This is a genomic window from Maribacter sp. Asnod2-G09 (genome assembly GCF_045063795.1).
GTDB lineage: Bacteria > Bacteroidota > Bacteroidia > Flavobacteriales > Flavobacteriaceae > Maribacter.
Genome location: NZ_JBEFOA010000004.1, coordinates 852,267 through 865,477 on the forward strand (window position 1 = coordinate 852,267; position 13,211 = coordinate 865,477).

General features: G+C 32.6%; 13 protein-coding genes. 6 read left to right on the forward strand and 7 right to left on the reverse strand.

All coding sequences use genetic code 11. The features are described from left to right. Positions 1-5: 5 nt before the first annotated feature. Positions 6-1,472, forward strand: a complete 1,467-nt coding sequence (locus tag ACJJVT_RS10690) for a T9SS type B sorting domain-containing protein (RefSeq protein ID WP_405398557.1) — start codon at positions 6-8, stop codon at positions 1,470-1,472. Positions 1,473-1,531: 59 nt separating this feature from the next. Next, positions 1,532-3,520 (forward strand): excinuclease ABC subunit UvrB, encoded by a 1,989-nt coding sequence (uvrB, locus tag ACJJVT_RS10695; RefSeq protein WP_405398559.1) that lies wholly within the window; start codon positions 1,532-1,534, stop codon positions 3,518-3,520. 672 nt (positions 3,521-4,192) lie between these two features. Here uvrB and ACJJVT_RS10700 read toward each other — a convergent pair. After that, positions 4,193-4,618: an Hsp20/alpha crystallin family protein gene (locus tag ACJJVT_RS10700; protein WP_405398561.1), complete on the reverse strand. Its 426-nt coding sequence runs from the start codon at positions 4,616-4,618 to the stop codon at positions 4,193-4,195. Positions 4,619-4,823: 205 nt separating this feature from the next. On the opposite strand from ACJJVT_RS10700, the gene ACJJVT_RS10705 reads away from it, so the two are divergent. Beyond that, positions 4,824-6,092, forward strand: a complete 1,269-nt coding sequence (locus ACJJVT_RS10705; RefSeq protein ID WP_405398562.1) for a DUF2254 domain-containing protein — start codon at positions 4,824-4,826, stop codon at positions 6,090-6,092. Here the strand turns inward: ACJJVT_RS10705 and ACJJVT_RS10710 are convergent. Together ACJJVT_RS10710 and ACJJVT_RS10715 are read right to left on the reverse strand one after the other, a co-directional pair. Further along, on the reverse strand, positions 6,089-6,490 hold the full coding sequence (locus ACJJVT_RS10710; RefSeq protein ID WP_405398563.1) for a TerB family tellurite resistance protein: 402 nt from the start codon (positions 6,488-6,490) through the stop codon (positions 6,089-6,091). The two genes, ACJJVT_RS10705 and ACJJVT_RS10710, sit on opposite strands and share 4 nt — an antisense overlap. Before the next feature lie 114 nt (positions 6,491-6,604). Then, a complete protein-coding gene (locus ACJJVT_RS10715; protein ID WP_405398565.1) occupies positions 6,605-6,997 on the reverse strand; it encodes a hypothetical protein in 393 nt (130 codons plus the stop codon). A 520-nt stretch (positions 6,998-7,517) separates the two neighbouring features. On the opposite strand from ACJJVT_RS10715, the gene ACJJVT_RS10720 reads away from it, so the two are divergent. Beyond that, complete coding sequence (locus ACJJVT_RS10720; protein WP_405398567.1) at positions 7,518-7,895, forward strand: DUF1456 family protein; 378 nt, start codon at positions 7,518-7,520, stop codon at positions 7,893-7,895. A 45-nt stretch (positions 7,896-7,940) separates the two neighbouring features. Here ACJJVT_RS10720 and ACJJVT_RS10725 read toward each other — a convergent pair whose 3' ends face one another. The 4 genes from ACJJVT_RS10725 to ACJJVT_RS10740 all read right to left on the reverse strand — a co-directional run bounded on the left by ACJJVT_RS10725 (position 7,941) and on the right by ACJJVT_RS10740 (position 11,191). After that, positions 7,941-8,276, reverse strand: coding sequence for a hypothetical protein (locus ACJJVT_RS10725; RefSeq protein ID WP_405398568.1), 336 nt, complete (start codon positions 8,274-8,276; stop codon positions 7,941-7,943). A gap of 366 nt (positions 8,277-8,642) precedes the next feature. Continuing rightward, positions 8,643-8,978, reverse strand: a complete 336-nt coding sequence (locus ACJJVT_RS10730) for a hypothetical protein (RefSeq protein ID WP_405398569.1) — start codon at positions 8,976-8,978, stop codon at positions 8,643-8,645. Between the two features lie 229 nt (positions 8,979-9,207). Next, on the reverse strand, positions 9,208-10,401 hold the full coding sequence (sucC, locus tag ACJJVT_RS10735) for an ADP-forming succinate--CoA ligase subunit beta (RefSeq protein WP_133686854.1): 1,194 nt from the start codon (positions 10,399-10,401) through the stop codon (positions 9,208-9,210). 151 nt (positions 10,402-10,552) lie between these two features. Beyond that, complete coding sequence (locus ACJJVT_RS10740; protein WP_405398570.1) at positions 10,553-11,191, reverse strand: LON peptidase substrate-binding domain-containing protein; 639 nt, start codon at positions 11,189-11,191, stop codon at positions 10,553-10,555. Positions 11,192-11,343: 152 nt separating this feature from the next. Here ACJJVT_RS10740 and lysA point away from each other — a divergent pair, with 152 nt between their 5' ends. Both lysA and ACJJVT_RS10750 read left to right on the forward strand, forming a co-directional pair. Then, complete coding sequence (lysA, locus tag ACJJVT_RS10745; RefSeq protein ID WP_405398571.1) at positions 11,344-12,582, forward strand: diaminopimelate decarboxylase; 1,239 nt, start codon at positions 11,344-11,346, stop codon at positions 12,580-12,582. 60 nt (positions 12,583-12,642) lie between these two features. Further along, positions 12,643-13,179 (forward strand): thioredoxin family protein, encoded by a 537-nt coding sequence (locus ACJJVT_RS10750; protein ID WP_405398572.1) that lies wholly within the window; start codon positions 12,643-12,645, stop codon positions 13,177-13,179. Positions 13,180-13,211: the final 32 nt, after the last annotated feature.

Below are 13,211 nucleotides of genomic sequence, written 5' to 3' on the forward strand. Positions count from 1 at the left end.
ACAAAATGAATATTAAAAAAATGTCATTCTTCTTGAGGTTGTTATGCCTCTTTTTGACAAGTGCATTTTTACATGGTCAAGATTGTACAGAATTTACTTTCCCAAACAACGGTGCAGATAACATTGAAGTAAACACAACACTAACTTGGACCGAAGTATTAGGTTATAACGGCTATTTACTTTCTATTGGCACCACTCCGCAAGGCACTGACATTTTAGACAGAAAACCTATTGGCACCAACCCTTTCTACACTCCGCCGTTAGGTTTACCAGACGACACCACAATGTACGCGACATTAAGTTTAGTTCCGTATGACGGTCCGCCAATCAGCTGCGACGAACTAGTGTTAACAACGGTAGAAGTTACCACAGCCCCTACTTGTTCTGTATTGATTACCCCAGATAATAATGCAGGTAGTGTAACTATTATTACAGATATTGAATGGGATTATGTGCCGACAGCAACGGGTTACTATTTATCTATTGGCACGACACCGAATGGTCATGAAATAGTAAATAATTTAGATATCAAAAATGAACTGAGTTACGACCCCCCTGAAGATTTACCACAAAACTCAAATATTTATGTAAAAATCGAACCTTATAATGATATCGGCATTGCCACATCTTGTACTGAAGAAATATTCACTACTAGTTTTGCCGTTTATGTTTGTGACCCCTATATTTCTGAAACTACCGGCGAGTTAATATATAGGGCTCCAATTATTAATTTACCAAATATTGTAGGTATATGCAGTGACGAACTACCCTACACTATTTCATCGAACGATGTCGCCGATGGTTTTAGATGGTTTTTAACAAATAGTGGTAGCGAAGAAACGTTACTATCAGAAACACAAAGTGTTGCTATTTCTGCACCAGGTAAATATCGGTTTGAAGCATATAATAAAATTACTACCGACGCGGGCGATATTGAATGTATAAGTTCTAAACTTATAGACGTAGTAGCATCGGAAAAAGCTACAATTACAGCAATAAATGTCACCAACTTTCCTTTAGGAAAAACAATATTAATTTCCGTAACCGGTGGCGGACAATATGAGTATTCATTAACCGGCCGAGATGGTCCTTTTCAAGATTCTTCAATGTTTACAGAAATGCCAACTCGTAATTACACGGCTTATATTCGAGATAAAAACGGTTGCGGAACAACAGAAAGATTGGTAGACAGAGATATTTCCAAAAAAGATTTTCCTTCATTTTTTTCACCAAATGGCGATGGAATAAATGATCATTGGCAGTATATACCACCCGTTGAAAATTTTGAAGCTGTCATAGATGTAATACATATTTATAATCAATTTGGCAGTTTAATACAACAAATCAACCCAAATAGTATTGGATGGGACGGTACATTTAATACTAAACAAATGCCACAATCTGACTATTGGTATAAAGCTAGCTTTCTTAATCAGCAACCCATAATGGGTCATTTTTCACTAATTCGATAGACTTAATGTTTCTTTTTATTGAACTCTTTTAAATGCCTCTTCTTTCGTAATTTTGTAGCATGAAATTCAAAGTAGTATCAGAATTTAAACCCACTGGGGATCAGCCGAATGCCATTAAAGAATTGGTAAAAGGTATAAATGATAAGGAAAAGTTTCAGACATTACTGGGTGTAACCGGTTCTGGTAAAACGTTTACCGTAGCCAATGTCATCGAAGAAGTACAAAAACCGACATTATTATTGGCGCACAACAAAACCTTGGCTGCCCAGTTATATTCAGAGTTTAAGCAGTTTTTTCCGGATAATGCGGTAGAGTATTTTGTATCATACTATGATTACTACCAACCAGAAGCATTTATACCTACAAGTGGAGTTTACATTGAAAAAGATCTTTCTATTAATGAAGATATTGAGAAATTACGTCTAAGTACTACCTCTTCGCTACTTTCAGGAAGGCGAGATGTAATCGTTATTGCTTCAGTTTCTTGCTTATATGGTATTGGTAACCCCGTTGAATTTCAGAAAAATGTCATCTCCATTAAAAAAGATCAAGTAATTGCTAGAACCAAGCTAATGCACCTATTAGTGCAATCGTTATATTCTAGGACTATGGCGGATTTTAAAAACGGTAATTTTAGGGTAAAAGGTGACGTTGTAGATGTATTCCCTAGTTATGCCGACCATGCCTATAGAATTCATTTTTTCGGGGATGAAATTGAAGAAATAGAAGCTTTTGACCCATTTAATAATAATATTATAGAAGTCTACGAGACACTTACTATTTACCCAGCAAATATGTTCGTAACCTCTAAAGATGTTTTACAAAATGCCATTCATAGTATACAAGATGATTTGGTTAAACAGATAGACTACTTTAAAGAAATTGGAAAGCCACTAGAAGCCAAAAGATTAGAAGAGCGTACCAATTTCGATTTAGAAATGATACGTGAACTTGGATATTGCTCAGGTATAGAAAACTATTCTAGATATTTAGATGGTCGAGAACCGGGCACCAGACCTTTCTGTTTGTTAGATTACTTTCCCGATGATTATTTAATGGTTATTGATGAAAGTCACGTTACCATACCTCAAGTACATGCCATGTATGGTGGTGACCGTTCTAGAAAAGTAAACTTAGTAGATTATGGTTTTCGATTACCTGCTGCAATGGATAATAGACCATTAAAATTTGAAGAGTTTGAAGCATTACAAAATCAGGTTTTATATGTTAGTGCAACACCTGCAGATTACGAATTACAATTGAGTCAAGGGGTATATGTCGAACAAGTAATTAGACCAACCGGACTTTTAGATCCGATAATCGAAGTAAGACCGAGCTTAAACCAAATTGATGATTTGGTAGAAGAAATTCAAATTCGTGTTGAAAAAGATGAGCGGACATTAGTCACCACTTTGACCAAAAGAATGGCAGAAGAGTTGGCAAAATATATGGACAGAATCAATATTCGATGCAGATATATTCATAGTGATGTTGATACTTTAGAGCGTGTTGAAATCATGCAAGATTTACGAAAAGGTATTTTCGATGTGCTTATCGGAGTGAATTTATTACGAGAAGGATTAGACTTACCAGAGGTTTCTTTAGTGGTTATTTTAGATGCCGACAAAGAAGGATTTTTACGTAGTAATAGATCGTTAACACAGACCGTTGGTAGAGCTGCAAGAAACTTAAATGGTCGTGCAATTATGTACGCAGATAAGATAACGGCAAGTATGCAAAAAACCATCGACGAAACAAATTACAGAAGACAAAAACAGATACAATACAACACCGATCATAACATAACACCGAAGGCTTTGAATAAAAGTTTAGACAGTGTGCTTTCCAAGAATTCAGTCTCTACATATCACTTCATAAAAGAGGAGTTAAGAGCTGCTGAACCAGACATGGATTATCTTACAAAAGAGCAAATAGAGAAGCTCATAAAAGATAAAAGAAAGGCGATGGAAAAAGCAGCGAAAGAATTAGATTTCATGCAAGCAGCGAAGTTAAGAGACGAAATAAAGTCGTTACAAGAGCAAGAATAAGCCAAGTTTAGGCAATTTAGATTAAAATAGGATTTACGTATATTTAAACTTTACCTAATAACACATAAACTACTGGTTAATAAATATTTATATTAAATTTTTAGATAAGACTAAAAATATAATATTCTTGTAAAAAATGAATTTAAAGGTATTTATAAGCTGAATTTTATTCAATTCTAAAAAAGCTTCTCGTTCCTATTCCGTAGTATTCCAAAGTGAGAAACAACATTCATTAATTAAGAAATCAATCAAGCGGATATTACGAATTTACGTTATTTTTTTGAACAATAAAACTGTCGATTTCACACACAAAAAAACAGTCTTTTTTTAGCGTAAAAAAATCTATATACAAGACTGTGAAAACGCATTTTTTTAGGAAATAAAAAGCAACAAACCTCTACTCTATTCTAGAAAAATATTCTCTAAATTTCAATGAAAATATTATAATTTATGAGCAAAATAAAAGCGTAAAAATCTACACTAAATTTTGCTCAAATGAGTTAATTTAATAATTATTAAATTGATTATTCATGTTCATTTTTAATTGAAAAATAAAGCTCAAAACAACAAACAAAAAAATCTCAAAAATCATAAAAAAAAGAGTGCTTTGATTTCTCAAAGCACTCCAACTAAACAACTCAAACCAACCTAAAAAAATTTACTAACCAAAACTTACTTTAACTCAATCATTCTTTTTGGCTTTGGTAAAGCCTCTTCTTTTTTCGGAATATTAAATTTTAAAACTCCGCCTTCATAGGTTGCTTCAATTTTATCTGTCGCAACTGTCTCAGGTAATGTAAATGCTCTTTTAAAAGATGTAATACTAAACTCTTTACGAGTAAAATTTTCTTTCACCTCTTTATGCTCTTCCTTAATTTCTGCAGAAATTGATAACACAGTATCATCAATCTCAATTTTAAAATCATCTTTCACCCTACCAGGTACAAAAAGTTCTAATTCAAAATCTTTCTCATTTTCCTTTATGTTTACTGCCGGTAAAGATGAACGTGAATTCTCAGTTCCACCAAACCAATCTGGTCTAAAAATTTCATTCATTAATGCTGGGAACAAAACGTCATTTTTCTTTGTTAAACTCATAATCGTATTTTTTAAATAAATTAATTTAATAGTCGAAATGAATAGAACAAATCATGTACCAACCAAATTAATATGTCATTATGGCGTATTCACAGTTTAAGATAATGACATTTTGTCGTTTTTTAGCTATACGAGCCTGTAATTTTAGCATATCAGACACTTACCTGCAGTCTCATTCACTAATTTTATGAAGAGAATTTATAAAATGGATAGACTAATCAACTTTTTTGATCAAATACGAACCAGAATCGCATTTTACCCTACCATTATATCTTTAGCAGGACTATTATTGGCATTTTTAATGATTTATCTAGAGCAAAAGAATATTTCTGCTTACCTAATCAAAGTATCTCCCGCTTTAGTAATCGATGATACCGACACTGCTAAAACGATTTTAAGTACACTTATAGGTGGTTTAATCTCATTAACTGTATTTAGTTTCTCTATGGTAATGGTGCTATTAAATCAAGCTTCTAGTAACTTCTCCCCAAGAGTATTACCAGGCATCATATCTGATCAAAAGCATCAAATCGTTTTAGGTCTATATATAGCTACCATACTTTATAACATTTTTATTCTTATCTCTATTGAACCGACAGAGAATTCTTATCAAACTCCCGGGTTTTCAGTGTTATTGGGTATTATACTAGTAGTGGTATGTTTGGCTGCCTTCATCTATTTTATTCATCATATATCACAAGCAATACAGGTAGGTAATATTCTAACAGCAATTCACTCTAGAACAAAATCGGAAATAACATCAATTATAGAAGAACAAGAGATGAATACCTTCGAGTTTCCAAATCATGAACATTGGGAAAAACATGAAATTACCGAAACCGGTTATTTTTACGGAGTTCTTAACGATGACTTACTAGAGTTATGTAAAGAGAACTCAATGAAAGTTATCATACAATTATATAAAGGGCAGTTTATTCTAGACGGTACCATCGGGTTTAAAACTGAAAAACCTTTAAGTAACGAATTAAAGAAAAAGATAACGAGTACGCTACTTTTTAGTAACGAAGAACTTATCGGAGAAAATTACATTTATGGATTTAGACAAATTTCTGAAATCGGCGTAAAGGCAATGTCGCCGGGTATAAATGACCCCGGAACAGCATTAAACACCATTGACTATTTAACTTCACTCTTTTTAGATTTAATGCGAAAGGCAGATTTTGAATACATTACCGATACCGAAAAAGAAAATTGGACACGAATTAAATGTGCGAAATTTTCTGAAGTTTTATTTAATGTCATGGCGACCTACAGATTATACTGTAAGCATGATATTACGGTAATGCGAAAATTGATGCATATGTTAAAAACACTAACCACTCAAGTATTAAATTCTAATCAGTTAGAAGTTATTGAGAAAGAAATAGAAGAATTAAGGTTAGATGCCAATAGTAATATCGAGAACAAAAGAGACCTTAGTAAATTGGATGCCGACTTTATATCTTGGTCTTAATTGTAATGAGCTTTGAAAATAGAAATTAACACTTCTGGTGGCACTATTTTATTCGGATACTTATGCATTATAGAAAGTACCTGCTGAATGGCACCTGGTGGTAAGCCCATGTTTAAACCGATATCATAAATTCTTTTAACCTCATTGACATCTTGATCATCGTCGACATTCATTAGCAAAATCAACCTATGAAATTGCAATAACCGTTCTGATTGTGATTTAGGGATCACATGTTCAACGTTTGAAGTAAAGAGACTATCAAAAGTCTTTTTACTTATTTCTAATTGCTGGGCAACCGAAAAAAGAAAATCATACTCAGATTCTTTCACCTCGTTATTGACTTTCGCAAACGAAATCATTTCTGATAAAATACTCAATTTTTCTTTAGTAGTAGGCATATTCTTACGTAACAAATTGATATTCAGCTGCTACATGTTTTTAACGTAAAAGTCAGCTGTTTTATTTCATTAAAGATTCTCCATGAGGCAAAAGCTAGTTAAATCTCTAAAGTATTACTTTGAAAAATAACTTTTGATGATTTGCTCTCCTTGGGAATAATCTCCACAAAAATGAATATCGTACAAAAACTTTCTAATGATCTTTTGAGGTAAACCTAACTCTATTCCTTGCCTGTAAGATGCTCTTATCCATTTAAAGTAACTTTTACATAAATTTTTATCATGCAAAGCTGTTTTATAAAACTTTAAGACCCTACTTTCCCTAGATACGGGAAGAATAAAAATTTCTTGATTCTCGATATATTCATCAACAATATCTTGATTCAACCCCAGTTGTTGACTAACACAGCATATAAAATCATATTCTATTTCATCAAGACCATTATTGACCATAGAAGATTGAATCATGCCAGAGATTATCTTTAACTTCACATTTTCTTTCCTCATAATCTTAAACTGTTAGATAAACATTATCATTTACGAATCAATTTTTTATTTAAAACTTCTATATTTTAATAACCAAATAACTTAAACGTACAATACGTTTTCAGTCAGAAATATTCTTAACACTTTTATTAAGTAAGGTTTGAATATGTTATGCATTAAAATCTGATCTTCAATACTTAAAATAAGGTTGCACAATTCATTTTCCTTCTTATTAAATTTAATGTTTGAAGGATTATTCCTACAATTATAACATTGCATTTCTGTTATTATTATATTTTACTTTATGGATTAGAGAATAATCGACGAAATACCATAAGTACCATTATATGAAGTAGTTACCATAAACTAGCGATTAACAATCTTTAGAAACTGTAAAATGTACCACTGTTATACTACTGCAACAAATACATTCATTTTTATCTTTTAATGTCATAGTGATATATAAACGAAATCTATTAATGGCAAACAGCAACCAACAGGTCATATTTTTATAATAACTTGCAGTCCTTAAATTTGCGGTATGACTAATAATGATATATTTAAAAAACTAAGAGTAGCGTTAAAATTCAGAGATGACCAAATCGTTGATATTTTACAGCTTGTAGATTTTAAAATTTCTAAAAGTGAATTAGGTGCTTTCTTTAGAAATGAAGATCATCCTAATTATATGGAATGTGGAGATCAAGTGCTACGTAACTTTTTAAACGGATTGGTTCTTCATTTACGCGGAACAAAAGATTCCCCTAAAATACCGGGCGAAGTTTTATTGGCTATGGCTACCAGCACCAAAAGACCGACACAAAAAAACAATGAAAGAAAAGATTTTAAAACAAAGCAGATGAATAAGGTAGATACTGCCGTTAGCGCTGTGAAGTATAAAAACAAGAAAAAATCTTAATACACCCCTGTGTACTAAGATTTTTTTATGGCATAATTAAATGAATTAAGCCTCTATTCGTACAGGAATGGTATATACTTTACCTTCCTCTACGTCTGTCAAATTAACTTTTTGATAGTTTAATTTGGCTTTGACAAAACTTTCCATTTTATCAAATTCAGAATTTACAGATAACACTACAATTTCCCCATCTGCATTCAAAGTAAAACGAACCTGAGCTGTTAAATCGTTATGTTCTTCAGAGAAATTATTCTCCGTTAACATTTGTGAAATCTGTGTTGAAAGATTTTTAGAAGGGTTTTCACCTTTAACATCGTTCGCTAATACATTACCTGTTGCAAGTAGCATTGCAGCTACGACTACTAAACTTAATTTTCTCATGACTTTTTGTTTTTTACCTCAGTTTTTCTGAAGTATGATTAATAATTGATTGATGATGAATTACTAAAAAGACGATTGTAAAATAAGATTGTTACAATTTAATCTCATTTTAACATCTCTTTAATACTAATTCCTCAATTATACATCCCAAATTTAGAAATAGAAATCATGCGAAAAACATGATTGTGTAGTCTTAACCATTATTTCATTTCCGTAACATAAAATATAGATTTGCTCCTTTTATAATTACGATTACTTAAAACAAAAAAGACAATAAATACCTAATAACCTGATATTTCAATATTGATTCACAAAAAAAAAGAACGCTAAATAAGCGTTCTTTAAAAATGGTAAGTAGTAATTCTACTAGTCAGCTATTTCTATTGGAATAACGTAAACTAAATCTGTATTGCCTGGTTCAAGATTTTTAAAATCAATACCGTTCTTCAAAAATTCTTTTAATTGACTATTGGTAGATTTAATTGATAACAACCTGTACATACCATCTTCTGCAACGGCAATTTTAATTTCAGCCTTAGCACCTCTTATTTGATCAGGTATATCCTCATCGGCTAACATCTCATGAATTTGAGCAGTTATCCACTTTGTTCCTTTATCATCTTTCGACTCAATATCATGAGCCGTAACAGTTCCAATCCCAAATGCTAACATTGCGATTAAAATAATTTTGACTTTTTTCATACTATATATTTTAAAGGTTCGAAATTATACGTCCAAATTACATATACCACAAAATAACGGATTTAAAATATCAATATGATAATTTTAACATCTATTTAATATTATATTGATAAAATATGCAGATTTTCATACTATAAACTACATTTTCAATAATACTAAGATGTAAAAGGGTAAAAAAAAAGACCATTCAATATGAATGGTCTTTATATACTATGAAAAGCAAACTTGTTTAAGCCAATACAGCTTTTACTTTATCTGCAGCCTCTTGGAACTGTACAGCAGATTGTACTGCAAGTCCTGAGTTATCAATAATCTCTTTTGCTAATTCAGCATTAGTACCTTGTAATCTTACAATAATCGGCACTTTCATTGAATCACCCATATTCTTATAAGCATCAACAACACCTTGTGCTACACGATCACAACGAACGATACCACCAAATATGTTAATTAGAATTGCCTTAACATTAGGATCTTTTAATATAATTCTAAACGCCTCTTCAACTCTTTTAGCATCTGCAGTACCACCAACATCTAAGAAGTTAGCTGGCTCACCACCTGCCATTTTAATTAAATCCATAGTTGCCATTGCAAGACCTGCACCGTTAACCATACACCCAACGTTACCGTCAAGATCAACATAGTTAAGACCAACTTCTCTTGCTTCTACTTCAATAGCATTCTCTTCTCTAAGATCACGCATATCAGCATATTGCTTTCTACGGTATAGTGCATTATCATCGATAGAAACCTTAGCATCAACAGCCATGATCAAATCATCAGATGTTTTTAATACTGGGTTAATTTCGAACATATTAGAATCACTTTCTACATATGCCTTATATAATGATGCAACGAATTTTGTCATCTCTTTGAACGCAGTACCTGAAAGACCTAAGTTAAAAGCAATTTTTCTTGCTTGAAAACCTAACAATCCTGTAGCTGGGTCAATTTCTTCTGTAAAAATTAAATGCGGAGTACTTTCAGCAACCTCTTCAATGTCCATACCACCTTCTGTAGAATACATAATCATATTCTTACCAGTAGCTCTGTTCAATACAACAGACATATAGAATTCACTAGTTTCGCTCTCGCCTGGGTAGTAAACATCTTCGGCAACCAATACTTGGTGTACTTTTTTACCCTCTGCAGAAGTTTGCGGTGTAATTAAGTTCATACCAATAATCTGGTTTGCTATCTCTTCTACTTCTTTAAGGTTTTTGGCTAATTTTACACCACCACCTTTACCACGACCACCTGCGTGTACTTGCGCTTTAATAACGTGCCATCCAGTTCCGGTTTCAGCAGTTAATTGCTTTGCAGCCTCAACAGCCTCTTTTGCATTTTGGGCAACTATTCCTCTTTGGATGCGCACCCCAAAACTTGCTAATATCTCTTTTCCTTGATATTCGTGAAGGTTCATATATATGGTGAATTTAATTGTTAAGCAAAAATAGGAAACAGGAAGTAATAATCTAAAAATACTGGTGATTAATTAGAATAACTAGTATAATTAATCTGATAAACACACAAAATTCTTCTAATGTGATTGTATTTTGTAGCTAAAAAACGACCTAAATCTCTAAATCTTTAAAATCTAAAGGATCAAAATTTTTAAAATGTCCGTTAAGTTCGATTGTTTTTTTGGTTCTATTTACTTCTGACAACACAGTAATCGTAGAAGTTAAATGCAGACTTATAAAATTAAGCCGATCATTTTCTGTGGGTATTTGTAATAGTTGATACTCTTGCTCAAAAGACAATCCGATCTTGTGCGCTAGGGTAAAACTATTGAATCCTTTTACATTCAGTTTGGTATAAGGCACATCCATAATAGCATATAACTGTTCTATACCATTAATTATAGTTTGCTTTTTTTCTTCGGATGCTTCATAGTCGTACTCCAACAACTTTACAATACCACCGGAATAAAGCTTATTTTCCATGATATTATCAAAAGCGAGTAATTTAAATACTTGCCTCGCTACACAGACTACATCCATCTCTCCCGTTTCATACGTTGTTACCACTTCTACCAGCTGTACCTCAACACCATATTCCATCTTATTATTTATAAAAACAGGAATACCAAAAGTGATGGCTTCTTCTCTACAATCTTGTATTAGTTGTTTGTAGCGATCTTCAAAAACATGAAGCGGCACGGTTTCACCCGGAAAGAAAATGGACTGTAACGGAAATAAAGGTAATTTCATTTGCTAAATGTACAAAGCAGATTATATAGCGCCAAAATAAATCAGCTTCTCTAATGTTACAAATATCACAATTTGTTATTTTTAGCGTTTTTATGTTATTATTTTTGTTCTTAATAAATTAGAAAAGTAAATTCGCCTTAAAATTAGATAGTATGAGAAATGAGGATTTATTGCAAATCGCAAAAACCTATGGTGATCCGGTGTATGTTTACGACTCGGAAAAAATAGTTTCACAGTTCAATAGATTGACCAAAGCATTTGGTTCTGTAAAGAAATTGCAACTTAACTATGCTGCCAAGGCACTTTCTAATATTACTATTCTAAGATTAATGAACAGTCTTGGTAGTGGTCTTGATACCGTTTCTATACAAGAAGTACAATTAGGTTTGTTAGCTGGTTTTAAACCAGAATCAATCATATTTACCCCTAACGGAGTTTCTTTAGAAGAAATTGAGCAAGCTGCCAAATTGGGTGTTCGTATCAACATAGACAACCTTTCAATATTAGAACAATTCGGTAGTAAGCATCCAAATATTCCGGTATGCATACGTATCAATCCGCATGTAATGGCAGGTGGAAATTCTAATATTTCTGTAGGTCATATAGATTCTAAATTCGGAATCAGCATTCATCAAATTCCGCATTTACTTCGTATTGTAGAATTAACTAAAATGAATATCAACGGTATTCACATGCATACAGGCAGTGACATTTTAGATATCGACGTATTCTTATATGCTTCTGAAATTCTTTTTGATACTGCTCGTAATTTTAAAAATCTTGATTTTATAGATTTCGGTAGCGGCTTCAAAGTACCTTATAAAGAAGGTGATATTGAAACTAATGTTGAAGAGCTAGGTAAAAAACTAAGTACTCGTTTTAATGAGTTCTGTAAAGAATATGGCAAAGATTTGACATTGGCTTTTGAGCCTGGCAAGTTTTTAGTGAGTGAAGCAGGTGTTTTTCTTGCAAAAGTAAATGTGGTTAAACAAACGACATCAACAGTATTCGCAAGTGTAGATTCTGGTTTTAATCATTTAATTAGACCAATGCTTTACGGCGCTACGCATACCATCAATAACATTTCTAATCCAAAAGGCAGAGAACGTTATTATTCTGTTGTAGGGTATATCTGTGAGACCGATACTTTTGCCAGTAATAAAAGAATAAATGAAATTACCGAAGGTGATATTCTTTGCTTTAAAAATGCAGGTGCGTATTGCTTTACCATGGCAAGTAACTACAACTCAAGATTTAGACCAGCAGAAGTTCTTTGGCATAAAGGAAAAGCAATTCTTATACGCGAAAGAGAAACTTTTGAAGATTTAATTCGTAACCAAGTAGATGTAAAAGATTTATTCGCTGTTAAAGAAACAGTAAAAGTGAAATAAAGCATTTGAAAATACGTTAGTTTTGGTATAATAGTTGGACTAAACACTCAAATTAAACTCATGAAGACGTATTCTTTATCTTTTTCCAAATCATTTTTATTTTTAGCCGTGCTCTTTGTTTCGGTTGCTAGCTATGCACAAGAGGTTAATTGGATTTCTTGGGAAGAGGCTGCCGAATTAACGGCAACCGACACAAACCCAAAGAAAGTCTTTATTGATGTGTACACAGATTGGTGTGGATGGTGCAAGAAAATGGATAAGGACACTTTTCAAAATCCTGAGGTAGCTGCTTATATGGCAGAGAACTACTATATGGTTAAATTTGATGGAGAAGGTAAAGATCCTATCGAATATAAAGGGAAGACATACAAGTTTGTTCCATCGGGTAGAAAAGGATATCATGAATTTGCAGCAGCCTTAATGCAAGGTCGCTTAAGTTACCCAACTACTATTTTCTTAGACGAAGAATTAAATATGCTTTCACCTATACCTGGTTATCAAAAACCAGAGCCATTCTTAGAAATAGCTCGTTATTTTGGTAGCGACATTTATAAAGAAAAAGATTGGAAAGCCTATACAGGCGAAGCTGGTAAATAATTATCAGATTTCACACTTCTCTACTATAGTCA